20 protein-coding genes are annotated in these 23,903 nt (G+C 69.8%); 10 read left to right on the top strand and 10 right to left on the bottom strand.

The window, feature by feature from the left end; genetic code table 11:
• Positions 1–52: 52 nt before the first annotated feature.
• Positions 53–1,297, top strand: coding sequence for a PucR family transcriptional regulator (locus tag BKN51_RS03000; RefSeq protein ID WP_101606155.1), 1,245 nt, complete (start codon positions 53–55; stop codon positions 1,295–1,297).
• Between the two features lie 7 nt (positions 1,298–1,304).
• Here the strand turns inward: BKN51_RS03000 and BKN51_RS02995 are convergent, their stop codons facing one another.
• Both BKN51_RS02995 and BKN51_RS02990 read right to left on the bottom strand, forming a co-directional pair.
• On the bottom strand, positions 1,305–2,993 hold the full coding sequence (locus tag BKN51_RS02995) for a hypothetical protein (RefSeq protein WP_101606154.1): 1,689 nt from the start codon (positions 2,991–2,993) through the stop codon (positions 1,305–1,307).
• Positions 2,994–3,064: 71 nt separating this feature from the next.
• Positions 3,065–3,388: an effector-associated constant component EACC1 gene (locus BKN51_RS02990; protein ID WP_101606153.1), complete on the bottom strand. Its 324-nt coding sequence runs from the start codon at positions 3,386–3,388 to the stop codon at positions 3,065–3,067.
• Between the two features lie 172 nt (positions 3,389–3,560).
• Between BKN51_RS02990 and BKN51_RS02985 the strand changes: the two genes are divergently transcribed.
• The 3 genes from BKN51_RS02985 to BKN51_RS02975 all read left to right on the top strand — a co-directional run bounded on the left by BKN51_RS02985 (position 3,561) and on the right by BKN51_RS02975 (position 7,960).
• Positions 3,561–5,366: a glycoside hydrolase family 76 protein gene (locus BKN51_RS02985; protein ID WP_101606152.1), complete on the top strand. Its 1,806-nt coding sequence runs from the start codon at positions 3,561–3,563 to the stop codon at positions 5,364–5,366.
• A gap of 180 nt (positions 5,367–5,546) precedes the next feature.
• Complete coding sequence (locus BKN51_RS02980) at positions 5,547–6,704, top strand: IS30 family transposase (RefSeq protein ID WP_442857699.1); 1,158 nt, start codon at positions 5,547–5,549, stop codon at positions 6,702–6,704.
• A 476-nt stretch (positions 6,705–7,180) separates the two neighbouring features.
• On the top strand, positions 7,181–7,960 hold the full coding sequence (locus tag BKN51_RS02975) for an isocitrate lyase/PEP mutase family protein (RefSeq protein WP_101606150.1): 780 nt from the start codon (positions 7,181–7,183) through the stop codon (positions 7,958–7,960).
• Here the strand turns inward: BKN51_RS02975 and BKN51_RS02970 are convergent.
• From BKN51_RS02970 to BKN51_RS02955, 4 genes are all read right to left on the bottom strand, one after another.
• On the bottom strand, positions 7,953–9,137 hold the full coding sequence (locus BKN51_RS02970) for an FAD-dependent monooxygenase (RefSeq protein ID WP_101606149.1): 1,185 nt from the start codon (positions 9,135–9,137) through the stop codon (positions 7,953–7,955). The genes BKN51_RS02975 and BKN51_RS02970 overlap by 8 nt on opposite strands.
• Entirely contained in the window at positions 9,134–10,579 is a 1,446-nt protein-coding gene (locus BKN51_RS02965; RefSeq protein WP_101606148.1) for an MFS transporter, read from the bottom strand. Before BKN51_RS02965 ends, BKN51_RS02970 begins: the two co-directional genes overlap by 4 nt.
• 73 nt (positions 10,580–10,652) lie before the next feature.
• Entirely contained in the window at positions 10,653–11,132 is a 480-nt protein-coding gene (locus tag BKN51_RS02960) for a MarR family winged helix-turn-helix transcriptional regulator (RefSeq protein WP_233224137.1), read from the bottom strand.
• Between the two features lie 64 nt (positions 11,133–11,196).
• Positions 11,197–12,963: an AMP-dependent synthetase/ligase gene (locus BKN51_RS02955; protein ID WP_101606146.1), complete on the bottom strand. Its 1,767-nt coding sequence runs from the start codon at positions 12,961–12,963 to the stop codon at positions 11,197–11,199.
• A gap of 77 nt (positions 12,964–13,040) precedes the next feature.
• On the opposite strand from BKN51_RS02955, the gene BKN51_RS02950 reads away from it, so the two are divergent.
• From BKN51_RS02950 to BKN51_RS02935, 4 genes are all read left to right on the top strand, one after another.
• Positions 13,041–13,682, top strand: coding sequence for a TetR/AcrR family transcriptional regulator (locus BKN51_RS02950; RefSeq protein WP_101606145.1), 642 nt, complete (start codon positions 13,041–13,043; stop codon positions 13,680–13,682).
• Between the two features lie 54 nt (positions 13,683–13,736).
• Complete coding sequence (locus BKN51_RS02945) at positions 13,737–14,657, top strand: SMP-30/gluconolactonase/LRE family protein (RefSeq protein ID WP_101606144.1); 921 nt, start codon at positions 13,737–13,739, stop codon at positions 14,655–14,657.
• A gap of 423 nt (positions 14,658–15,080) precedes the next feature.
• A complete protein-coding gene (locus tag BKN51_RS02940) occupies positions 15,081–15,695 on the top strand; it encodes a DUF2238 domain-containing protein (protein ID WP_101606143.1) in 615 nt (204 codons plus the stop codon).
• Between the two features lie 27 nt (positions 15,696–15,722).
• Entirely contained in the window at positions 15,723–17,105 is a 1,383-nt protein-coding gene (locus tag BKN51_RS02935; RefSeq protein WP_101606142.1) for a serine/threonine-protein kinase, read from the top strand.
• A 1-nt stretch (position 17,106) separates the two neighbouring features.
• Here the strand turns inward: BKN51_RS02935 and BKN51_RS02930 are convergent, their stop codons facing one another.
• The gene (locus tag BKN51_RS02930) at positions 17,107–18,333 is read right to left on the bottom strand and encodes a hypothetical protein (RefSeq protein WP_101606141.1); all 1,227 of its coding nucleotides are present in this window, start codon (positions 18,331–18,333) and stop codon (positions 17,107–17,109) included.
• Positions 18,333–19,358 carry a hypothetical protein gene (locus BKN51_RS02925; RefSeq protein WP_101606140.1) on the bottom strand — a complete coding sequence of 342 codons (1,026 nt, stop codon included), beginning with the start codon at positions 19,356–19,358 and terminating at the stop codon, positions 18,333–18,335. Before BKN51_RS02925 ends, BKN51_RS02930 begins: the two co-directional genes overlap by 1 nt.
• Positions 19,359–19,428: 70 nt before the next feature.
• Here BKN51_RS02925 and BKN51_RS02920 point away from each other — a divergent pair, with 70 nt between their 5' ends.
• Together BKN51_RS02920 and BKN51_RS02915 are read left to right on the top strand one after the other, a co-directional pair.
• Entirely contained in the window at positions 19,429–20,547 is a 1,119-nt protein-coding gene (locus BKN51_RS02920) for a BTAD domain-containing putative transcriptional regulator (RefSeq protein WP_101606139.1), read from the top strand.
• Between the two features lie 140 nt (positions 20,548–20,687).
• A complete protein-coding gene (locus BKN51_RS02915) occupies positions 20,688–23,129 on the top strand; it encodes an ATP-binding protein (protein ID WP_101606138.1) in 2,442 nt (813 codons plus the stop codon).
• Positions 23,130–23,139: 10 nt separating this feature from the next.
• Here the strand turns inward: BKN51_RS02915 and BKN51_RS02910 are convergent, their stop codons facing one another.
• On the bottom strand, positions 23,140–23,388 hold the full coding sequence (locus tag BKN51_RS02910; protein WP_233224136.1) for a hypothetical protein: 249 nt from the start codon (positions 23,386–23,388) through the stop codon (positions 23,140–23,142).
• A 66-nt stretch (positions 23,389–23,454) separates the two neighbouring features.
• Positions 23,455–23,880, bottom strand: coding sequence for a hypothetical protein (locus BKN51_RS02905; protein ID WP_101606136.1), 426 nt, complete (start codon positions 23,878–23,880; stop codon positions 23,455–23,457).
• Positions 23,881–23,903: the final 23 nt, after the last annotated feature.

The following is a 23,903-nucleotide window of genomic DNA, read 5'->3' as shown; positions in this document are numbered from 1 at the left end:
CGGGTCGGCCGGGGAATTGCGCTAGCACTATCTGCACCATCATCATGGACCCATGGTGCAAAGTGCCGCAGCGCGATGGCCGACGCTGTCCCCCGAAGCGCGCGATCTCTTCCGCCGTGGCGCGGAGATCGTCCTGCATCCGCGCGCCGAATGGATCGAGGAGCTGCACGAAGCCTCGCTCGGCGGCGACAGCATGCGCGCGGTCTCCGAGGACCCCGTCCTGACCGAAGGGACGAAGCGCGCGAATCTGGCGAATCTGCTGCACTGGGCGGCCGCCAACGTGCAGCATCCCGGCAGGCGGGTCTCGGCCAACCTGAACCAGGAAGTGCTCGACGGCGCCCGCGACATGGTGCGGCGAGGCTTCGACTCCGGCGGTCTCGACGCCTACCGGCGGGCGCAGGGGGTGGCCTGGCGCCGGTGGATCGAGATCTGCTTCGACCTCACGTCGGACCCGGTCCTGCTCCGCGAACTGCTGGACGTCTCGTCGCTGTCCATCACCACGTTCATCGAGGACACCGTCTCCGCGGTGTCCGAGCGGATGGCCGCCGAACGCACGGAACTGACCCGCGGCGCCCACGCCGAACGGCGGGCGACGGTCACCCTGCTGCTGGAAGGCGCCCCCATCAGCCGTTCGCGGGCCGAGGCGCAGCTGGGCTACCCGCTCGCCGGCCCGCATACGGCCGCGATCGTCTGGAGCGGCTCGGTCACGCCGTCGTCCCAGCAGCTCGAAACCGCCGCCGAAACGCTCATGCGGGCCAGCGACGCTTCGCACCGGCTGACCGTCGTCGCCAGCGCCGCCGCCCTGTGGGTCTGGCTGCCCGGCCGGACCCCGCCGCGAGCGGACCGGCTCGCCGAAGAGCTCGCGCCGCACCCCGACGTCCGGGTCGCCTTGGGACGTCCCGGCAGCGGCATCGACGGATTCCGCCGCAGCCATCTGGACGCCGCGGCCACCCAGCGGATGCTCGCCCGGCTCACGTCACCACAGCAGATCGCGCACTACCAGGACATCCAGCTGCTCGCCCTGCTCACCGGCGATCCCGCGCAGGCTAGCGAATTCGTCGCCGACACCCTCGGCGAACTCCGGCACGCCGACGCCGAAACCCGGGAGACCGTCCGGACTTACGTCCACGAACTGGGCAACACGACGCGGACCGCGGAGCGGCTCTACACCCACCGGAACACCGTCGTCCGCCGGTTGGCGCGGGCAGACGAGCTGCTTCCGCGACCGTTGGCGGAGAACGCGGTGGCGGTGGCCGTCGCGCTGGAGACGTTGCGGTGGCTGGGAAGCGGGGCTTGAGCCCGGGTCAGAACTGCTCGTTGGAGGAGGACGAAATCCGGAAGCCGCGCCCCGTCCGGTCATGGGCACAGCGCACCCCGTTCTCGGCGGACTGGCAGGTGTAGCCGAGAACGGAAAGTGAACTCCCGTAGGGAAGGACCTTCGGCTCGACCGCGAACCCGCTGCCGTAGAGGACACCGCCGGTGCAGATGAAGGCCGAATGGCCGGTGTCGTCGACGAACATCCCGCCACCCCAGGAAATGTTCTCGTCGCAGCTCGACGGCCGCGGCGGCACGGGGGCCGTCGGGCCGTGACAGCCCGAAGAAGTCGGTTCCGAGCCGACCTTCCCGAGGATTCCACAGTGGAACTTCCCGGACGGTGACTGGAAGTAGTAACGCTCGCTGCCCACTCCGTTCGCGAAGAGGTAGTCGCGAGGATTCACCTTCGCTCCGGCACCCGAGCCGGACAAGGTCAGCTGGATCGTGCGATCGGCGTCGCTCGTGCCGCTGTCGGCGGCCACCTGGCCGAGCGCTCCCACGAGCTTGGCGATCGTGTAGAACTTCAGGATCTTGCCCACCACCCGCAGGCCGTTGGCGACCTTGTCGACCTGGACCGCGAACCCCTTCTCGGACACCGCGATCGACTCCGAAATCCCGTTGAGCGCGGCGACCGCCGACGTCGCCGCGGCCGCCGCCCCGGCCGGGGTCGTCAGCGGGCCGAGACAGTCGATCAGCACCTGCAGTGCCGCGCCCAGCAGTTCCGGGCTTCCCAGCGACCGCAACGTCTGGTTCTGCGCCGCCGAGCACTTGACCACGAAGGTCGCCAGGGCGAGCAGGGTCGAGGAGTCGTCCGCGCCCAGTGCTTCGGCCGCCACCCCGGGCAGCACCGACGTGGCACTGAACGCCGCCCGTACCGCGATTCTCGTTTCGCGGGCGGGTCTCGCCCAGTCCAGGACCAGTTCCTGTCCGGACAGCAGGAGTACCTTGTCCGGGCCCAGCAAGGAACCCAGCACCTGGCGGACCACTTCGGGCTGGCCGTCGACGGAAATCGCCGACGTCCCGGGTGGAACGGTCAGTTCCAGTGGCAGGCCACGGTTGTTGCGCACCCGCAGCCGGGCTTTGTCGCCCTCCGCGGTCAGGCAGGATGTCACCAGGTCGACCTTCGAAGCGGCCATCCGCGCCCACGGCGGCGCTCCCGCCGGGCAGGACGGCGGACCGCCGCGCCCCACCAGATGATCGGTGATCCAGCCGACCGCGTCGGTGATCCAGCCCAGCGCGAACGGCGACAGACTGGTCCGGTCCGCCGTCACCGGCTTCCCCGGATCACCGGCTTCGACCGGGTACCACCCGGTTCCCGGGTCGTGGTGCAGCACGACGGGTAGCGCGCCGGGCGGACCACCGGCGCCGTCGAACTCGAGCCGCACCGGCCTGGACAAGGGTGCGTCGACCGACACTTCCACCGGCGGGGACGCCAGGACGAAGCCCGGCCGCTCGGGCGGCGGGACGTCGGTGGGCACCACCGACAATGTCGCCGGGCGGTCCACCGCTCCCTCGGGCACGCTGACCTTGAGATGGGGCGCGGTGTCCACGGTCGCCCCCGTCGACGGCGAGACCGGCTTCCGGTCCTCGCCGAACGCGCTCGCGGCCGGCGCGCTCGTGCAGCCGCTCACCGCCAGGACCAGTGCCACCGCCACCACCGCGAAACGCTTCACCGGCACCTACTCTCCCTAGCCGCACCGAAGTCGCGGAAACGGGGGAATGTGTTACGGCGCCGGGGATTTCCTGCTGCTCACTCGACGTCCTCCGGACGGGCCAGCGGGAGATCCAGGTTCCGGAGCATGGCACGTTGCTCGCCGGTCAGGTCACCTTCGATCGTGATGGTGAACGGGGGCGTTTCCTTACGGGAGTGAAGAAAATTGCCCCACGCGATGCCGAGGTTGGCCAATCCCGTGAGCGAGCCGATGGACATGCGAATGACCTCGAAGGCTCCCAGCTGACCCGAATCCGTCGAGCTGATCGTCGCGGACCGGCCCACGTCGTCGTCCTCACGAAGCCAGTCATGGAATTCTTTCAACCCTTGTTCGTCGCCGCCGGCGTTGATCGTTAGCTCCACGAGACCTCCACTCGAACGTGCATCCCTACAGATCGCGGCGTGGGCTCCAGGCGTAACAAGAATTCTGTCCTGAGACCTGACCGGTGGTTCCCGTTGACCGGCCGGTGATCAAACCCGGATCATGAAAGCCATCCCAGATCCGGTGCTTGGCCGATCCCGAGGGCGGACAACGATGTCACCGCTGCTCCATCTCGCGCTTTCCCTGATCCTGACAGCGATTCCCGTACCGGCCGCGGAACCGGTCGCTTCCGCGGCGACGGTCTGCGTGCTCTCCTGCGACACGCTCGACCCTTCTCACGCACAGCAAGACACGTTCCCGGTTCCGGACAAACTGCTCAACGGGCGTCAGATTCGGCTGCACGTCTCCGATGCCGACGGGATGGCCTGGGGCAGCATCGATCGCGGCGCGACGGGCGACTCGGTCTGGCTCGACCGGTCTTGGGACGGGGGCGCGTCCTGGGAAGGATTGCTGGGCAAGGCGAGCATCCCCGGCTCGTGGACCGGCACGAGAACCTTGATGTACAACGTGACCGACCCCGGCGAGCACCGGCGCGGCCTGATCCGCGCGTGTGGCGACGCCGCCGGTGTCACCTGTACGGAATGGATTTACCCGAAGGTCTGCGATGTCGTCTGCGACGGCACGACCCAGGCGAACGGCGACACCCAGCCGGTTCCGCCGACGACGTTGTTAGGGCGCACGATCCGCCTGCACGTCGACCGGAACGCGATGGCTTGGGGCACCATCGATTCCGGTGCGCGGGGCGACGAGATCTGGCTGGATCGCTCCTGGGACGCGGGGGCGGGCTGGGCGGGTGGTTCGTCTCTCGGCCGGACGTCGGTCGCCGCGGGCGCGAGTACCGGCGGGACGGCGTTGTTCGCGACCCGCGATCCCCGTGGCCGTCACTACGGCGGCGCCGTCCGCGCTTGCGGCAGGGAGGCCGGACACCGGGAAGGATCCTGTACGGCGTGGGCGCGCCCGGCGCCGACGCGGGCACAGGCGGCGGCCGACGCGCTCTTGTACTCCTACGATCCGTATCCGGGCTGGTGGCCGAGCAGCTGGTGGAACTCGGCGGCGACACTGACGGCGGTCATCGACCACGGGGATCGCCGCCACGACTGGGTCATCGCGCGCACCTTCGAGCAGAACCGTGGCGTTTTCCCCGCCGGTGAGCGCAGTTCCGACGCCATCGAAGGGAATTTCGAGAGCCGCGCCATCGACGACAGCGCCTGGTGGGGCTTGGCGTGGGTGGCCGCCTACGACCACACCGGCGATCCCCGTTACCTCGCCATGGCGACCAGGATCGCCGCCTACGTGCACCAATACTGGGACACGGGATCCTGCGGCGGCGGTGTCTGGTGGGACCGGGAACGGACCTACAAGAACGCCGTCACCAGTGGTCTGTACCTGCGGCTCGCGGCTTCCGTGCACCGCCGGACGCCGGGTGATTCGCTTTGGCTGCAACGATCCCGGACCGCCGCGGACTGGTACCTGGCCAGCGGGATGATCAACGCGGCCGGACTGGTCAACGACGGCCTGACCCGCGACTGCCGCAACAACGGCCAGACGGTCTGGACGTACAACCAGGGACTCGGTATCGGTGGTCTCGTCGAGGTCTGGCGTGCCACCGGCGAAACCCGCTGGCTCGACGCCGCCCGGCGACTGGCCGACGCCGCGGTGACCGGCCCGGTGCTGACCAGGAACGGCGTGCTCACCGAATCCTGCGACGTCGGACAGAACTCCTGTGACGACAACCAAAAGCAGTTCAAGGGTATTTTCATGCGCTTTCTCGCCGATTTGGCGAACGCGACGGACTCCACGCTCTACCGGGACTTCGCGCGGCGGCAGGCCGACTCGCTGTGGGTGTCCGATCGCGACCCGCTGAACCGGATCGGGCAGCGCTGGGCGGGCGGGACGCCGAACCAGGCCGATTGGCGAACCCAAGCCAGCGGACTGGGGGCGCTCACCGCGGCTTCCTGAGTGCCGCGCGCGGTGAGGCGTGCATCGGGTTGGTCGTGAGTGGCGGTTCGGGTTCTAGCCAAGGGTGCCTACTGGATTCTGCGTGCGAGAGTTCGCGAGTTCGTGCTGCCCAGGGGTCGTGTCGCGAAAGCCAGGCGGATTCATGCGGTCGTTGCAACATCCTTCGTGAGCTGGGAGTTTGTGGTGGCTGGCGGGTTCGTGTTGCCGCGTTCGGTGCGGGTGCGTTTTTGGGGTGCGGTGCGGGCGGGGTATCTGCCCAAGCCTGCCGCCCGTTTGGTGGATGTGTCGCACGAGACCGGGCGACGGTGGTTCGCGCAGGCTGGCGGGGTGATCGGGAACGCACCTGGCTCGTTGGGCGAGCGCTATCTGAGTATGGCTGAGCGGGAGGAGATCTCTCGTGGTCTGTCCGGGGATCTCTCTTATCGGGAGATCGCTCGGCAGTTGGCCCGGGCGCCGTCGACGATCAGCCGGGAGGTGACGAACAATGGCGGCCGGGGTGGGTATCGAGCGCATCGGGCGGAGTCAGCGGCGCGCGATCGGGCCCGGCGGCCGAAGACTGCGAAGCTGGCCGAGGCCGGTAATCGCGAGTTGCGGGATCATGTGCAGGCGCGATTGCTGCAGGAGTGGTCTCCAGGGCAGATCACAGCCAGGCTTGCGATGGAGTTTCCTGACCGGCCGGAGATGCGAGTGTCACACGAGACGATTTACCAGTCCTTGTATGTGCAGAGCCGGGGAGCGCTGCGCCGCGAGCTCACCGCGTGTTTGCGGACCGGGCGGGCGTTGCGCCGACCGCGCAAGCAGGCGCAGGCACGACGATCACGGATCCCTGACCTCGTGGAGATCAGCGAACGGCCGGCCGAAGCCGAGGATCGGGCAGTCCCGGGTCATTGGGAAGGCGACCTGATCACCGGTGCCGGCAACAAGTCCGCGATCGGCACCTTCGTGGAGCGCTCCACCCGGTTCGTCGTGCTGCTGCACCTGCCCAACGGCCACGACGCGATCCAGGTCCGGGACGCGATGATCGAAGCGATCCAGACTCTCCCGCATCAGTTACGGCGGTCACTGACCTGGGACCGGGGCAACGAGATGGCCCGACACGCCGACATCACCCTCGCCACCGACATGGCCATCTACTTCTGTGACCCGCATTCCCCATGGCAACGCGGATCGAACGAGAACACCAACGGCCTGCTCCGCCAGTACTTCCCCAAAGGGACCAACCTGCACCAGCACACCGCCGAAGACCTCGCCGCGGTCGCCGCACGACTCAACAGCCGCCCCCGCAAAACACTCGACTGGCACACCCCACTCGAGAAACTCACCACGCTACTGTCCTAACAGAGCACGTTGCGACCACCACATGAATCCGCCCCACTTTCGGGACATCAGACGTCGCGAAAGTGGCTTTCGCGACACCCGGGCTGGCTGGCGCGGCCCTCGCAACGGCCCGCCACGCCACTGCCGCCCTGGCTCGCCCCCGCAGTACATGAAGGCCCCCTTCCTTGCGCCTAGGTACAGGAAGGGGGCCTTCATGTACTCGGGAAAGGGGACCTTTGCGCGCCGCCGCCCGTGACTGCTGGGGCTGGCGGTGTCGCTGAGGCTTCGGAGGGCGATCACGTAGTCCGCGAAGGCCTCCTTCCCTACCTTCAGGGTAGGCAAGGAGGCCTTCACGGACCTGCAACCAACTCCAGCCACAAACAGCAGGTACTTAAGACCCCTTCGGCACTAACCCGAATCGCCACTCACGCCCACCTGGACCGACCGCCCAGCTCCGCATCCCCCGCCCACCCGCTCACAACCTCTAGATTGATGGCATGGTTTCCATCGCCGAGAAGGCCACCCGGCTGCAGGAGCTGCACGCCGCCCCCGAACTGCTGCTCGTCGTCAACGTCTGGGACGCGATCACCGCGAAGGTCGTCGCCGAAACACCCGGCACGCAAGCGCTCGCCACCCCGAGTCACGGCATCGCCGCCGCCCGCGGTTACCCCGACGGCGAGGTGATCCCCCGCGACGAGATGATCGCCGAGGTCGCCCTGATCGTCCGGACCGCGGGCGATCTGCCGGTCACCGCGGACCTGGAAGCGGGCTACGGCGACCCGGGCGGCACGGTCGCCCGGGCGATCGAGGTCGGCGCGGTCGGCTGCAACCTCGAAGACCAGATGAAGCCGCTGGACGAGTCCGTCAAGGCCGTCGAGGCCGCGGTCGCCGCCGCTCAGTCCGCCGGTGTCGACTTCGTGCTCAACGCCCGCACCGACGCCTTCCTCAGGGCGGGCGACCGTGACCCCGAGGAGGTGCTGGCCGACGCGATCTCCCGGGGCCGCGCGTACCTGGACGCGGGCGCGTCGAACGTCTTCGTGCCCGGCAAGCTCGACGAGACCCAGGTCGGCAGGCTGGTCGAGGCGCTGGGCGACCGCAAGGTGAACCTGATCGGCGTCCCGGGCTCGATCTCGCTGGCGACCGCGCAAGAACTCGGCGTCTCCCGGGTGTCCTACGGGCCGTTCGCCCAGAACGTCGCGCTCACCGCGCTGGCGAAGCTCGCCGAGGACGTCTACGCCGGCGGCGGCCTGCCCGCCGACATGCGCAAGCTCAACTGACGTAAACGGGAAGATCGATGGCGTCCGAGGGCGGGTTGGTGAAACGAGCCGCGACACGACCGGCCCTCGGACCCGCCGCGAGACCTGCGAGAGCGTGAAGCAGGCCGATACCGGCGCGACTCTTCGGAGCCGCCAGCCGTGGCGCGATCCACGGGACCTTCTGCGCCTGCGCCACGTACGGACGCATGATCGTCTCGTAGGAACGGAAGGCGTCACCGTGTCCGGCGTGACGGCCGAGTTCTCCGGCGAGCACGTACGCGCCGACGAGGGCGAGGCTGGTGCCCATGCCGCTGAGCGGCGACGCGCAATAGGCGGCGTCCCCGACGACGGCGATCCGGCCGCGTGACCACTGTTCCAGGCGCATTTGGCCGACCGATTCGAAGAAGTAGTCGGGTGAGCCGCCCAGCTCGTCGAGTACGCGCGGGGTCTCCCAGCCGACACCGGCGTAGTGACGGCGCAGGAATTCGTGCTGTGCGGGGATATCCAGCCGTTCGAGCCCGGGACGCGGGAGCAGGAACGACAGCGAGGCACGCGTGGTGCCCTGGTTGTCGGGGCGCAGGAGGACGACCCGTCGGCCGGGGGCGTTGTACCAGCGGGCCCACCGGCCGTCGGATTCCTCCCGCGGGACGGTGAAGTAGGCCGTGTAGAGGCCGAACGACCGGATGCGGGCGAGGTCGGCGAAAACGAGATCGCGGGTCCGTGACCGCAGGCCGTCGGCGAGGACGACGAGGTCGAAACGCCGTTCGATACCGCTGCGGAAACTGGCCTCCACACCGTCGCCGGATTCGGTCAGGCCGGTGATCTCGTCGCCGAAGACGTACTCGGCGTCGTCGCGGGTGCTCTGGTGGAGCAGGTCGGCGAGTTCACCGCGCAGGAGTTCCAGTTCCGTGACGAACCCGTCGCCGTCGAGGGAATCCGTGCCGAACGACGCCCGGACGCGGCCGCGACGGTCGATGAACCGCAGTCCCTCCTCGTGGGTGACGCGATCGCGGGCGGCTTGTTCGAGACCCATGCGTTCGACGACGGTGCGGCCTGCGCCCCGCAGATCGACGGTCTGCCCGCCGAGGCGTGGCTCCGGCGCGCGTTCGACCACGGTCGGGTTCATGCCGTGCCGCCGTAGCCAGAAGGCGAGCGCGGGTCCGGCGATGCCCGCGCCGGAGATCAGGACGTTCCTCATCGCGCACCGGCCTGCGCCACGACGACGGCCTCGGTTTCCTCGGGCCGGGCCCGGCGCGGGAACAGCGGGGAGATCAGCAGGAACAGCCCGATGACCACCGTCTGGACCACGAGCGCGTCGCGGAACCCTTCGGCGGGATGGGCGATGTCGGCGAAGAACACCGTGCTGAACACCGCGACCCCGACCGAGCCCCCGATCGCCTGGACGGCGGTGAGCACTCCGGACGCGGAGCCGACCTCGTCGTCGGCGACGGCGCCGAGCACGGTGTTGAACACGGCCGCGATCACGATGCCCGCGCCGATCCCCGCGACGACGCCACCGGGCACGATCCGCCAGATCGTGAACTCACCGGTGCCGGACAAGGAGATCCACAGCCACGCGACACCGGCGAGCTGGACGACGGCCCCCGTCTGCAGGACGGTCCTGCCGAGTTTGGCGGCGAGCAGTCCCCCGCTGATGCCGCCGCCGACGGCGGTGCCGAGCGCGACCGGGAGGTTGCCCAGCCCGGCCTCTCCCGCGGTGAAGCCCTGGCCGATCTGCAGGAAGAACGTCAGCACCAGCTGGGTGCCGATCATCCCGCCGAAGAACAGCGCGACCGCGGCCAGTCCGACGGTGAAAGCCGGCTTGCCGAACAGGGCAGGGGTGACCAGCGGAGCCCGGCCGAAGCGCGCGATCCGGCGCTGCCACAACGCGAAAGCCACGTAGCCGAGCGCCGCGACCGTCAGGGAGAGCCAGGTCCACAGAGGCCATCCCGCCGCCTGTCCCTCGTTGAGCGGGAGGACCAGCAGCGCCGAGGCGGCCGCGACGAGTACGGCTCCGGCGATGTCCACGCGCAGCCCCGGCGTCCCGGTGCCGCGGGGAACCAGCCGCCGGGCCAGTACCAGCGCGACGAGCCCGACCGGAACGTTGACCAGGAACACCAGCCGCCAGCCGAGACCGAACAGATCCCAGTCGACCAGCGCGCCGCCCAGCACCGGGCCCAGCACACCGCCGAGCCCCAGCACCGGCCCGAAGACGGCGAGCGCCTTGGTGAGGTCGCGAGGGGCGAGGTTGTCCCGGAGGATGCCGAGTCCCTGCGGCAGCATCATCGCCCCCGCCACGCCCTGGACCAGGCGGAAGGTGATCAGCAGACCGGCACTCGGCGCGATCGCGCACAGCAGGGACGCGAGGGTGAAGGCCACGAGCCCGAACAGGAACATCGGGCGGCGGCCGTAGCGGTCGCCGAGCCGCCCACCCAGCACGAGGCCCGCGCCGAGGGTGAGGGCGTACCCGCCGATCACCCACTGCAGGCCGACCGGGCTCGTGCCCAGCGATCGTTCCAGCGACGGGCCTGCCACGTTGACGATCGTCGAGTCGAGCAGGTCCATCAATTCGACGACGAGCACCGTGGCCAGCAGCCACCAGACCGCTCGTGGAGACGTCTTTTCTTCGGGTACCGACATGGTTCGTTCACTCCGGATCCTGGCGCGTTCGTACGCCGGGGCGCACGGGCGCTCCGGTCATGGGCGGGGAAAATCAGCTCTCGGGCAGGGAATCCGCGGTGCCGGTGTAGATCCGCACGACACCGGTCAGGAAGTTCTCGACGACGTCACGGTCTCCGGGGCTCAGTGCCTCGACGAGCCCCTCCACGCCACTGAGCAGCGGATGAAGCTGCTCGAAGATCCTGGCCATCGACTCCCGCACCGGCTCGACCAGCACCTTGCGCCGGTCGGTGGTGTGCGGCTTGCGGAGGATGTGCCCGGCTTTCTCGAGTCTGTCGACGATATGGGTGCTCGCCGCTGTCGAGACCCGCAGCCGATCCGCGAGTTCCTTCGCGGTCAGCGGCCCCTCGCTGGTGAGGTGCTCCATCGCCGACAGGTCGGTGGAGTTGATCCCCAGTGCCCCGCTCAGGCGCTTCTCGATCACCCGCGTGAGCGTCCCGACCTCTTGCAGGCGCTCCATCACGGAGTTGCCCACGCCTGGGGAGTCGACCTGCCACGAGTCTGCTGACGTCATGCCAGAAAGCTTACTAGATAAGTCACTAACTAGGTTAGTGAAATACTGTGGCGGTCGACACCGCCTACCGCGCGGCGCCCCCGTACAGCGCGTCGATCTCGGCGGCATAGGTCTTCGCGATCGCGGCCCGCTTGAGCTTCATCGTCGGAGTCAGTTCGACACCGCCCGGCTCCCAGCAGACCGGCAGGATGGTGAAGTCCTTGATCTGTTCGACGCGCGAGAGCCTGCCGTTGGCCTGTTCGATTACGGCGGCGACCTCCCGGCGGAGGACCGCGTTCCCGGCGAGGGCGGCGGGATCGACCGGAAGCCCGTGACGCTCGGCGAACGACGCGGCCGCGTCCGGGTCGAGAGTGATCAGGGCGACCACACAAGGCCGCCGGTCGCCGATCGCGACGGCCGAGCCGATCAACGCGCCCGCCGATTTGAGCATGTTCTCGATGTTGGACGGCGACATGTTCTTGCCCGCCGCGTTGATGATCAGTTCCTTCTTGCGATCCACGATGGACACGTAGCCGTCCGCGTCGATGGTGGCGATGTCGCCGGTGTGCAGCCAGCCGTCTGCGTCGATCGCCTCGGCGGTCCGCTCGGGGTCGTTCCGGTAGCCGCGCATCACCGCCGGACTGCGCATCAGCAGTTCCCCGTCGTCGGCCAGCCGCAGTTCCGCGCCGTACTGGGCTTGACCGACCGTGCCCGGGCGGATGGCGTGCCGCGGGTTGATCGTGCCGTGGACCGAGGTCTCCGACATCGCCCAGCCCTCGCAGATCGGCAGCCCGACGGCCATCAGGAAGTCCAGCGTGTCCACCGCGATCGGGGCGGCGCCGCTGATCGGGATCACGCAGGCGTCCAGTCCCATCCTGGCGAGCACCCGGTCGAGGACGAGCCGCCGCGCCAGCCGGTGCCGCCATCGCGAGCGCTTGTTCGGACTGTGCACTGTGGACAGTCCCACGGCGAGCGCCCAGCCCGCGATCGTCCGCCGGAGGCCGGTTTGCGCCGCGAGGGCCTGCTCGATCCCCGCCTTGATCTTGTACCAGAGCATGGGCACACCGAGGAACACCGTCGGCCGGACGGCGGGCAGCGTGGCCACCACGGCCTTGGGGTCCGCGACACAGGTGACCGTCGCCGCCGAGACGATCGGGAAGTAGTGCGCGAAGTACCGGTTGGCCAGATGCGCGTCCGGCAGGAACGAAAGGACGCGTCCGTTGCGGACGGCGTCGGCGATGTCGGGCGACTCCAGTGCCGCGCCCATGCTGTAGGTGAGGTTGCGATGCGTGAGTTCGACACCCTTCGGCGGCCCGGTGGTGCCGGAGGTGTAGATCAGCGTCAGCACGTCGTCTGGTCCGACGGCTTGCCACGCGGTCTCGAAGTCGAACTCCGGTGACTCGCTGTTTTCCAGCTCCGCCAGGGAAATCGTGCCCTCGGGGGCGCCGTCCACGCAGACGACGCGGTCCACGTTCCGCACCCGCGGGAGGAACTGCTCCTCGCAGACCACGACGCGGTTGCCCGCGTTCGCGAACAGGTACTCGATCTGCTCGGCGGAACTGGTGTTGTAGACCGAGAACGGGATCGCGCCCAGATGGATAGCCGCCACGTCGACGAGGTGGAACTCGGGCCGGTTGGTCAGCATCAGCGCCACGGTGTCCCCGCGCCGGACGCCGAGCGCGTGCAGCCCCTCGGCCAGCCGCCGCACTCGCGCGCCGTACTGCCGCCAGGTCAGCGATACCGCGTCGTCCGGCGTCCGCAGCGCGACGACGTCGCCGGATTCCGCGACCGTGCGCTGGAAAACCTGGCACAGGCTGGAGATCTCCCGCAGTTCGGCCGCGCCGACGCTCATCCGCTCTCCTCAAGATTAATACAAACGTATCAATTAAGAGTGAGACGTTAGTATCGGTTCGACCGAAGGGGAAGTCAATGACCGGTAGTCGCGGCAAGCAGCAGGCACGGAGCCGGGAGCGCCGGGAACTGCTGCTCCGGGCCGCGATGCGGCTGATCTGCGACAGCGGCGTCAAGGCGGTGACCCATCGCGCGGTCTCGGCCAGCGCCGGGCTGCCGCAGGCCGCGGCGGGCTACTACTTCGCGACCAGCGAGGAACTCATCGCCGAGGCCCTGCGGTTTCACATCCACGAGCGGATCGAGATCGTGCGCGTCCTGCTCACCGACGTCCTGCGTGACGCGGAATCCGTGCTGGAAGTCGGCGAACGGCTCACCCAGGCGCTGGTGGCGGGCAAGTTCGGCGTGACCGTCGCCCAGTACGAGCTGTACATGGAGGCCGCCAGGAACCCGGCCATGCGGGCCGTGGTCGACGAGGCGATGGGCGCTTTCGAAGCGTCCGCCGCTCCCCTGCTCGCCTCCCTCGGCATCGCCGATTCCCGGCGCGCGGCCAAGGCTTTCATGGCCCTGCTGGACGGCCTGGCGCTGCACCGGCTGGCCAACCCGCAGCCGGTCGAAGAGGACGTCGAGCTCACGAAGCGCTCGCTGCAAGGCCTCTTCCTCGCCTTCTCCATGGACGCCGCCGACCTGCGACGGCAGACCAGCGTCCCGCTCGCCGATTGACACGCTCCCCATAATTGATACACATGTACTAGTTCAGTCGATGGGGAGGCCTTTATGACCGGACGCGTTCGCGGCGTCATCGCCGCGACGATCGTGATGGCGGCGACCTTCACCGCCCCGGTCGCGACAGCGGCGGCCGCGCCGGGCTGTGTGCCGTGGCAGGTGCGCACGGTCGCGACCGGACTCGGCCTCCCGCTGGAAAACCTTGCCTTCGACGAACGGGGCGGACTGCTCGTCTCGAAGACCCTGTTCGCGGGCAACGGATCCGTCGAACGCGTGACCCCGGACGGCGCGGTGAGCACCCTGCTGCCGGTTTCCGGTCCGGGCGCGCTCACGGTGCGCGGCAACGAGTTGTACGTCAACACCGGGCACAAGACGCTCGACGGGACACTCGGCCTGAAGACCGGCACCATCGACATCTTCGACCTCGACACCGGCAAACGGCGGACCTGGGCCACCGGCCTCACGATGCCCGACGGCGGCACGGTGCTGCCGAACGGCGACGCCGTGATCAGCACCCTCATCGGCCCGAAACGCGGACTCTGGCTGGTACGCAAGGAGAATCCGTCGGCGCCGGAACGGTACGGACCCGATCTGCTCGGTCCCAACGGGATGGTCGTCAGCAACGACGGGCGCACCCTGTACGTGGCCAACACCGGCGGCCCGGACTTCCAGATCGCCGCGATCGACCTCGCGAACCCGTCCGCGCCCGCGAAGAAGATCCGGCTCCAGGCGCCGTGGCCGCTGAACATCATCGACGACCTGGCCCTCGGCACCGACGGTCGGCTCTACACCGCGGGCGAGCACGGCATCGTGTACCGCGTCGACCCGGACTCCGGCGCGACCTGCGCGATCGCCACGGGCGTCCACCTCGGCTCGTCCGTGCGGTTCGGCGCGGGACCGGGCTGGGACCCGGAAAGCCTGTACAGCACCGGATTCGACGGCGCTGTACGGCGACTGGTCCCACCGGCCTGAGAAGCGGCGGCATGGCGGTGGGTCTCGTGAGTGGTAAGGACGGTTGTTGAGGGGTAAGGCAAACGTGTCGTGTTCGGGCGGGATGGGTGTTCGCGTGTGATGGGGCGGCGATCACGGAGTTCGGGGTCTGAGCACGCGGGATCCGTCTCTGGTCACACGAGTCACGCCTTCGCCCACCTGGGTTCAGCCACAACGACACTTTTGCCCGGGGCGTCGCGAAAGCCACTTTCGGGACGTCTGATGTCCCGAAAGTGGCTTTCGCGACACGGCCACTCGGCATCGGACGCGGCAAAGGACACCTTCATCCCGTCACCGGCCCCGCTCACCAACACGCCACGTTTGCCCTTCTCCTCAATAACCGTCCTTACCACTCACGAGGCTGACGAACCGGCGGCAGGGCGGACCCCGCTGTAGGGTTTTCCCATGGTGCGCGGAGTCGGCCGGACCGAAGGAATCCTGCTGGCCGGCGTGGTGCTCGCCGTTCTGGTGGCGACCGGGGTCCAGGCCAGGTCGCCCGGCACCTGGCTGCTGGAAGTCGTCTGGGTGCTGATCGGACTGCCGCTGGTTCTGGCGCTGCGCAAACGCTTCCCCCTGACCCGGTTGCTCTGCTGGCTGCTCGTGCTGCACGCGATCGTGCTGTGTTACGGCGGGCAGTACACCTACGCGGAAACGCCCGCCGGGGAATGGGTCCAGCACCTGATGGGCACGCAGCGGAACAACTACGACCGGTTCGCCCATGTCGTCCAGGGTTTCGTTCCCGCGATCGCCGTCCGCGAAGTGCTCCTGCGCCGGACGCCGCTGCGGCCCGGCGGCTGGGTCGCCTTCCTGACGGTGTGCGTCTGCCTGGCGATCGCCGCCGGTTTCGAGTTCGTGGAATGGTTCAGCGCGCTCATCGCCGGGTCCGGCGCGGACGATTTCCTCGCCACCCAAGGAGATGTCTGGGACACGCAGTGGGACATGTTCCTCTGCCTGTGCGGCGCGGTGCTGTCCCTGCTGGTCTGGCGCCGGGTGCACGATCGGCAGCTCACCGCGGGTTAGAGTGGCTCGCGTGACTGGGGGAACCTTATGACGCCGCAGGTCGGCGAAGACTTCGGCGGCTTCCGGATCGACGGGATCATCGGCCGCGGCGGCATGGGCGTGGTCTATCGCGCGTGGCAGCACCGCATGCGGCGGCCGGTGGCGTTGAAGGTCCTGCCTCCCCACTACGCCGAGGATCCGGTCTATCGCGAGCGCTTCGGCCGCGAGGCGGCGGCGCTGGCCCGGCTCGACTCGCCGCACGTCGTCGCGATCCACGACCACGGCGAGGTGGACGGCTGCCTGTACCTGGCGATGCAACTGGTCGACGGGCCCGATCTGGCCAAGGTGCTCGAAGCCGGGCCGATGAACCCGGACCGGGCGCTGGCGGTGGTGGACCAGGTGGTCTCCGCGCTCGGCGACGCGCACGCCATCGGCGTCGTGCACCGTGACGTCAAATCCGGCAACGTCCTGCTGCGGCCCCGGGCCGCGCACCACGATGAGGACTTCGCCTATCTGTGCGACTTCGGCATCGCGCGGTCGGCCGGGATCGACCAAGGCGCGGAGACCAGCGGGGTGATCGGCACCGTCGGTTACATGGCGCCCGAACGCCTTCGCGGCGAGCCCGCCACCGCCGCTTCGGACGTCTACGCGGTGGGTTGCCTGCTGTGGGTGGCCTTGACCGGCGAACTCCCCTATCGCGGCAGTCAGCCCGAGGTGATCGTCGCGCACGACAGGGCGCCCATCCCGCGGCTCATGGTCGGCGATCCGCGCACCGCGGCGGTCAACGATCTGCTGAAGTCGTTGCTGGCCAAGGATCCTCGTGACCGCCCGACCGTACGCGAAGTGCGCGACCGCATCCGCGCGATCCGCGCCGACGCACCGGCGGCGGCCGTCGCCGTCGAGCCGTCCCGCCGACGCCGGACCGGTTTGGTCGCGGGCCTGGTCGCCGGTGCCGCGCTCGTGGTCGCGATCGTCCTCGCCGCGATCTTCCTGGTGTCGCCGGGAGTGCCCGCCGCCGACCGGGTCGGCCGCAGCACCCCCACCGGGCTCACGTGCGCACCGGTGGCGGCCTCCGACGAGGCCGTCCGCGCGCAGGTCGTCTGCCCGACCGGCGGCGAGACCGGCGAGCTCAGGATCTCCGCGCTCGACGACGCCGACGCGGCCACCGCCTACCTGCGCACCGGCGCGGGAACGGACCCCGCCGGGCTCACCGCCGGAAAATGTCCCGGCGACCTGCCCGCCAAGCAGTCCTGGTCGCGTGACGGGCACCGGGGCACGCTCGTGTGCACGGTGCTCGGCACGACCACCCGGTACGCCTGGACCGACGACGAGCACGCGACCGTTTCAGTGCTCGACGGCCGGGTCGGCACGCCCTACCCCGCCGATCTGCGCGCCGTCGAGGATTTCTTCGCGGCGCTCCGCTTCGGCTGAGTCACCGCGAGCCGCGCTGCCAGCGCTCCAACAGCGCTTCCGGAGAGGAACCCGGTGCGCCGAAGTAGTAGCCGTAGACCAGTTTCGCGTCGTCGTCGAAGTAGAGGGACGGGCTGCGGTCGTCCGCCGTGACGAACCGGATGAACTGACCGATCACCGGGCCGCCGAGCCGGTTCCAGGTACTCACCTCGAGGGTGCCGGGCACCACCCCGCCGTTGGCTGAGTTCTCCGCGCGCAGATCGATCAGCGCCTGATGATCGGACGCGGTGCTGAACACCAGCATCGCGCCGTCGGCCAGCGGGCATTTGACCGTCTCGGCCGTGCCGGTGGTGGCGGGCACCGCCTTGCAGTCCGCCGACCGCTCGTTGAGGACGTGCGCCTGCGCGAGCTCCCACAGCTTGCCGGAGGAGAACGCGGCCCCGGGGACCTCGGGACGTTTCAGCACCCCGAACTGCCGCGCGTCGTAGAACTCCGCCAAGGCCGGGAGCCCCGTCTTGCGCGCGGTCAACGTCGCGCTGACCGCACGGGGACTGTCGACGTCCCAGTAGATCGTCGATTCACCGGAGGCCAGCTCCCGCATCGCGAACGCCGCGCCCGAGCCGGCACTGCTCGCCGAGCGCAGCGCACCGGCTGCGTCCGCGAGTTTCCGTGACTCGGTGAGCCTGCCCGGCACGTCGTAGGTGACCAGGGTGAGCGCGTACAGCCCGGCGTCGCAGCCGACTCTCTCCGTCTCGCCGGGCTTCGCGGGCTGCTGCGCGCAGCGGACCGCGCCGTCGAGCAACCGGGCGCCGAGTGCCCGGTACCGGCCGGCGACCTGGTCGAGCGCGTACCGGTCCGGCGGCGGTGCCGCGGTCTCTTCCTTGCCCCGCGACAAGAGCACCACTCCGGCCGCGATCGCGGCCACCAGCAGGACCGCTCCGCCGACGAGCCACCACCTTCGCGCGCGCGACGGCATCTGCCGGGTCGGGCCGTTCTGACGGCCTTCCCAGATGAGGCGGTTCTCCGCGAGCGTCGGGTTCAGCGGCGGCCCCGTCGGCTCGGGATCGTGAGGCAGAGCCGCTTCCAGTGTCCCCGAAGTTTCCAGCGCGGCTACGAGAGCGTCGATTTCGGCTGGGCTGAAGGAGTTTCCGGACTGCGCCAGCGCGGAGCGGAGCGCCACCGGATCGGTCAGCGCGTGGCGTCCGAAGCGGCGCGCGACTTCGGCGAGCCGGGGATCACGGTCGTCCATCACGCGTCCGGATCCGCCCAGAACTTGCGGAGCACCTGCTGATCGTCGGTGCCCGCCTGCATGTAGACGGCGACCCCGGTGGAGTCCTCGTCGAAGTAAAGCCGGGCGTAGCCGTTTTCCGGCTCCAGGAAACGGATCCGCGTGCCGTCGCCGGTACGCGGGGTGCCGACCGGGATACCGGCGCGGATTCCCGGCCGCCCCGGCACGTGCTCCCAGCGCAGCGTCCGGATCGAACCGGGCCGGGCGCCGTCGTTGTCGGTCTGCAGCACCTTGCGCAACGAGGTGAGCTGCTTCGGGAAGAACAGCACGCGGAAACTGGCGATGATGCCGGAGCCCAGGTCGCAGTTCACGGTTTCCCGGACACTCACGATGGATTCGGCTCGTTCGCACCGGACATCGGGGCGATCGAGATACGGCTTCGCCGCGGCGAGCAACTCGGGATCCCGGAAGGCGGCGATCGCTTCCTCGGGAACCGGCGCCGGGGACGGTTCCGCCTGCGGCGCCGACCCCAGCGGTCCCGCGGAGGGCGCGGACGAGGACGGCTGGGTGGCCGGTGGCCCGTCCGCGGCGCGCGGCTCGTCGCCACCGCTGAGCGCGAAAGTCACTCCTGTCGCGGCGACGGCGGCCACCACGACGACGGCACCCGCGATCACGGCGATCCGCTTGCCACGCTTCGGCTTTTCCCCGGGCAGCACGGTGGTCAACGCGGTGGTCGGCTCGTCGGCCCCGGTGTCCCTGGGGAGATAGCCGAGTGCCGCGCCGAGTTGCCCGCACGCCCATTCCGCACCGGCGCCACAGGCCGCCGTCGCCGCCTGGAGGGCTTCGGCCGGGCTGCCGCCGCCTTCGAGGACTGCGCGCATCCGTTCGGCCGCGCCCGCTCCGGCCGCCGCGGCGAGCGCGCCGATTTCGGCGTCGGGCGGCGGGTCGGGAAGACTGCGCAGAGCGCCGGTGAGCACGATCGGATCAGACAGCGCTTCGCGCCCGTGCCGGTCCACCACGTCCTCGAGTGCGGTCAATGTGGTCATGGCGATCAGTTAAACCCATCCCGCTTCAAGCTCGCTTCAAGCAACCGGAGGAACCTGGGATGATCGCCCCGTGACGGTGGAGGTGCGCTTGCTGGGGCCGGTGGAGCTGGCCGTCGACGGCGTGCCCGTCACCCCGGGTGGTCTGCGGCCTCGCGCGGTGCTCGCCGTACTGGCCGCCTCCGGCGGGGCGCCGGTGAACGCGGCCAAACTGGCGGAGGCGATCTACTCCGACACCGGCAGGCCCGCGTCCCGCGGCACCGTCCAGGTCCACGTGCACAACCTGCGGCAGATCCTCGGTCCGCACGGGGAATCGCTGCAGCACGGGACGGCGGGCTACCGGCTTCTCGGCGTCCGCGCCGACATCCGCGAGGCGGAGGACCGAATAGGCCGGGCGAGAGCCGCCGAACGGGCACGCGACACCGGGGGCGCCGCGGCCGGATACCGGCGGGCACTCGAACTGTGGCGAGGCCCGTTCTGCGCCGACCTGCCCGACCACACCGCTCTCGACCCCGCACGCTCCCTCTACGCGGAAATGCGCTGGGAGGCACTGGAGGCGCGGATCGCCGCGGACCTGCGCGCGGGCGACGTCCCGGGACTGGTGCGCGAGCTGGAGGAACTCGTCGAGAATCATCCGCTGCGGGAACGGTTCTGGGGCCAGCTCATGGTCGCGCTCTACCGGGAAGGACGCCAAACGGAGGCACTGGAACGCTTCCGGCAGGCGCGGCGGGTGCTGGCCGAGGAAGCGGGCGTCGACCCCGGGCCCGCGTTGCGGGAACTGGAACGGGCGGTCCTCGCCCACGCCGGAACGGCGACCCTGCTGCGGGTCGCCGCCCCCGGCGCCGCCGGATCCGGGCAACCGGCCTTGACCTGGGTCGACGGCGCCGGGCGGGCACGACTGCGTGAACTGCCCGCGCCGGGGCGCCTGGTCATCGGCCGGGACGCGGGTGCCGACGTGGCGCTGCGCCACGACGGGGCCGTGTCGCGCGAGCACGCCGAGATCACCGTCGGCGCGGGCGGGCCCGTCCTGAAGGATCTCGGTTCCCGCAACGGAACCTTCCACAACGGCGAGCGGATCGCCGGACCGGTCCCGCTCTCCCCCGGCGACCTCGTGCGCTGCGGTGACACGGTCCTGGCGGTGACGAACGGTGGCGCACCGGTCAGCGCGGTGGACGGGACCACCCGCTCGTGAAGGGCGGCCCAGCGCTTCGGCCAACCGCTCTTCACCCCTGCGAAACTTGATCGTCCAAAGGGGTTAACGCACCTTTTCGAGCGTCCGGGATCACTGCGGGCCGTCCTTGAGCGGACACCGTCCGCATGGATAATTCCGGCATGACGAACGCGGCCTTGGGCAACGGTTCCACCACCTTCAAGGCACTTCTGCACCACTACCGCGTTCGTGCCGGACTCACCCAGGAGGAGCTCGCGGAAGGCTCCGGCGTCAGCGTCCGGGCGATCAGCGACATGGAGCGCGGCGTCGCCAAAAGCCCCCAACGTCGCACGATAGAAGCTCTCGCGGCCCCGCTGGCCCTGACCGACGACGAGCTGACCCATCTGCAGAAGGTCGCGAAGCAGGGCCGGGCCCGGGCGGCGGTGCCCGCGCCCGACGTCGCACCCGCTCCGCTCTACGGCCCTCCCTCGGCCGGTGTGCTGCCGCCCGACCTCGACGATCTGACCGGACGCGAGCACGATCTCGGCGCCCTGCGCGCGCTCGCCGGTGAGCTGGACGGCGGCAAACGGCGGTCCGGGCACGTGGCGGTGCTGAGCGGGCCTCCCGGCACCGGGAAGACGAGCCTCGCGGTGCGCACGGCCAACGATCTCGCCGGGCATTTCCCCGACGGCCTGCTCTTCCTGAAGCTGCGCGGGATGTCGTCCGAACCGGGCGAACCGGCGGACGTGCTGCATCTGGCGCTGCGGTCACTGGGCGTCGACGCGGTCCAGATCCCGGCCGAGCTCGACCACCGGGTGAGCCTGTGCCGCGCGTTGCTGAAGGAACGCGCCACCCTGATCGTCCTCGACGACGCGGCCGACGAAGCGCAGGTCCGTCCGCTGCTGGTCGGCGGGCGGCGCTGTCTCACGCTGATCACCAGCCGCCAGATGCTCGTCGGCCTCGAAGGGACCAGCCGGATCCCGCTCGCCGTGCTGGACCGGGAAGACGCCGTCGCGCTGCTGACCAGCATCATCGGGCAGGCACGGGTGGCGCGGGAGGGCGCGGCGGCGATCGAACTGGTCGAACTGTGCGGACGCCTGCCGCTCGCGCTCCGCATCGCGGGCAACCGGCTCGCGAGCCGTCCGGTGTGGCCGCTTTCCCGGCTCGTCGACCAACTGCGGGACCGGGGCAGGAGGCTGACCACGCTCACCGCGGGCGACCTCGACGTCCGCAGCGTGTTCGAACTGTCCTATCGCCAGCTCACCCCGACCGCCGCCAAGGTCTTCCGCCGGGTCTCGCTCGTCCCGGCCGCCGACTTCTCGGTCGGCGCCGCGAAGGAACTCGTCGACGCGCCGGACGAGGACGAGGCGGCGATCTTCCTGGAGGAACTGGCCGACGCCAGTCTGCTGCAGACGTCGTTCCACGACGGCCGGTACCAGTTCCACGACCTCCTCAGGGTCTTCGCGACGGAACGGCTCACCCGGGAGGAGCCGCCCGAAGCGGTGCAGGAGGCCGAGGACCGGCTCAACCGCTGGCTGGTGCGGACGGCGACGGCCGCGGGCCGCTACTTCCAGCCGTCCGACGAGATGAACGCGCCCGCGGTGTCGACCTCGTCGTTCGACGGCCACGCCGGCGCGGGCCGCTGGCTCGAGGTCGAAACGAAGAACTGGTCCGCCGCGCTGAAGAGCGTCGCCGCCCGCGGTGAACACCGGCAGGTCCTCGAACTGGCCGAGGCCATGCACTGGTACTCGGAGATCGGCGGCAACGCCGCCACCTGGCACGAGGTGTTCGGCCTCGCCCTGAAATCGGCGCTCGCGATCGGCAGCAAACGCGACGAAGCGGTGCAGCGCAACTATCTGGCCTGGGTGCTGTCCACCCTCATGGGGCACACGAACGACGCCGTCCGGATGGCCCAGCTCGCCTGGGAGGCCGCGGTGGACGCGGGCGACCTGCGTGAACAGGGCTGGGCGCGGGTCTATCTGGCGAACGCGCGACTTCAAGGCGGCAGCCCGCCGGAGTCGCGGGGACCGTTCGACGAAGCCATCACGTTGTTCGCCGAGGCCGATTACCCGCTCGGGTTGCATGTGGCGCGGTCGATGCGGGCCACGTACCGGCACGCGAGCGGGGACTTCGACGAAGCGGCCACCGAGTTCGACCTCTGTGTCCGCTACTTCAGGCAGCCTCGAGAAAGCCCCCGCACGCCCGTCGACGACACCAACTACTCGTACCTTTTGTTGCGCTCGGCGAAGAACCTGGCCGCGCTCAACGCTTTCGGCACGGCGCTCGGCCAATGCGAAGAGGCACTCGAGCTGTTCCGCAGCCACGGCGCGATCATGGGTCAGGCACGCGCGCTCCAGGCCAGCGGCAGGCTTCTGCACCGGCAGGGAGATCACGCGACCGCGCGTGACAGGCTGACCGAAGCCCTTTCGCTGTTCGAGCGCGTCGGCCAGCCACAGTCCCAAGTGGACACTCTCTGCGATCTGACGGCCCTGTCCGAGGAAGTGGGCGACCCGGCGTCCGCCCGCGACTCGCGGGCACACGCACTGTCCCTTTGCGACAGTCTTGGCCGCTCCGAAGCCGCCAAACTGCGCGAAAGGCTCGCCGGGCATCCCAACGCGTCGTGACCGAGCCCGGTCAGGCCGACGAACGGGTCAGTTCCTCCCAGGTGATGTTCCCGAGCAGCACGTCCTGGATGGTGTAGCGGGGCGCGGGTTCGAATTCGGCGATGGTGGTCCGCTCCGGTCGGCCGGCGGCCGCGGCGATCCGGACGCCGAGCTCACTCGCGTCCATGCCGCGGATCTCTTCACGGGACACGTAAACGGCCACCATGTCCTCGTCCGCGCTGGCGGGGCGACCGGTGAGACCGTGGATTCGTAGCGACACGTCGACTCCTCTGGTTGAGCGGTTCAGGACAACGACCGGCAGAAGGACCGGAAGGAAGATCGGGGCTCAGCCCTGGCTCCACACCGGACGGCGCCCGGGTGACGGCGGTTCGAGCACGAACCCGGCGGCACGCTGGACGACCTCCGGCGGCACCCGGTCCGCCACCCGTCCCCGCGCCCGGATCCGGCTCAGCAACCCCGGATCGGGTGCCAGGCCGTGGTGCTCGAGGTAGTAGGTGACGGTGTCGGTCCAGATCCACTCGCCGTCGGTCAGGAAGTTCGCCGGGACGACCGCCGTCCGGGCCGGGTCGACGACGTCGTCCATCACCATCGGCGTGGCCAGGACCGGGGTCCCGGCCGCCAGGTACTCGACCAGGGCGCGGCGTTCGTCTTCGTCGTCGACACGTGGGTGGCCGGGCGCGAAGGCGGGGCCGGACTCGGGATCGACCAGGTCGAACACCCTGGCCAGGATGAACTCCTCCGTTGTGGTCACCGGCTCCTCCTGCCGTGGGTGCG

It is taken from the genome of Amycolatopsis sp. BJA-103 (assembly GCF_002849735.1).
GTDB lineage: Bacteria > Actinomycetota > Actinomycetes > Mycobacteriales > Pseudonocardiaceae > Amycolatopsis.
Note: the sequence above shows the minus strand (reverse complement) of the source record. Positions and strands in the feature narration are given on the sequence as shown.

Excerpts from the sequence above, each read along its gene's own strand:
- BKN51_RS03000 (WP_101606155.1), top strand. The coding sequence starts at position 53 with ATGGTGCAAAGTGCCGCAGCGCGATGGCCGACGCTGTCCCCCGAAGCG.
- BKN51_RS02985 (WP_101606152.1), top strand. The coding sequence starts at position 3,561 with ATGTCACCGCTGCTCCATCTCGCGCTTTCCCTGATCCTGACAGCGATT.
- BKN51_RS02975 (WP_101606150.1), top strand. The coding sequence starts at position 7,181 with ATGGTTTCCATCGCCGAGAAGGCCACCCGGCTGCAGGAGCTGCACGCC.
- BKN51_RS02970 (WP_101606149.1), bottom strand. The coding sequence starts at position 9,137 with ATGAGGAACGTCCTGATCTCCGGCGCGGGCATCGCCGGACCCGCGCTC.
- BKN51_RS02965 (WP_101606148.1), bottom strand. The coding sequence starts at position 10,579 with ATGTCGGTACCCGAAGAAAAGACGTCTCCACGAGCGGTCTGGTGGCTG.
- BKN51_RS02960 (WP_233224137.1), bottom strand. The coding sequence starts at position 11,132 with ATGACGTCAGCAGACTCGTGGCAGGTCGACTCCCCAGGCGTGGGCAAC.
- BKN51_RS02955 (WP_101606146.1), bottom strand. The coding sequence starts at position 12,963 with ATGAGCGTCGGCGCGGCCGAACTGCGGGAGATCTCCAGCCTGTGCCAG.
- BKN51_RS02950 (WP_101606145.1), top strand. The coding sequence starts at position 13,041 with ATGACCGGTAGTCGCGGCAAGCAGCAGGCACGGAGCCGGGAGCGCCGG.
- BKN51_RS02945 (WP_101606144.1), top strand. The coding sequence starts at position 13,737 with ATGACCGGACGCGTTCGCGGCGTCATCGCCGCGACGATCGTGATGGCG.
- BKN51_RS02940 (WP_101606143.1), top strand. The coding sequence starts at position 15,081 with ATGGTGCGCGGAGTCGGCCGGACCGAAGGAATCCTGCTGGCCGGCGTG.
- BKN51_RS02935 (WP_101606142.1), top strand. The coding sequence starts at position 15,723 with ATGACGCCGCAGGTCGGCGAAGACTTCGGCGGCTTCCGGATCGACGGG.
- BKN51_RS02930 (WP_101606141.1), bottom strand. The coding sequence starts at position 18,333 with ATGGACGACCGTGATCCCCGGCTCGCCGAAGTCGCGCGCCGCTTCGGA.
- BKN51_RS02925 (WP_101606140.1), bottom strand. The coding sequence starts at position 19,358 with ATGACCACATTGACCGCACTCGAGGACGTGGTGGACCGGCACGGGCGC.
- BKN51_RS02915 (WP_101606138.1), top strand. The coding sequence starts at position 20,688 with ATGACGAACGCGGCCTTGGGCAACGGTTCCACCACCTTCAAGGCACTT.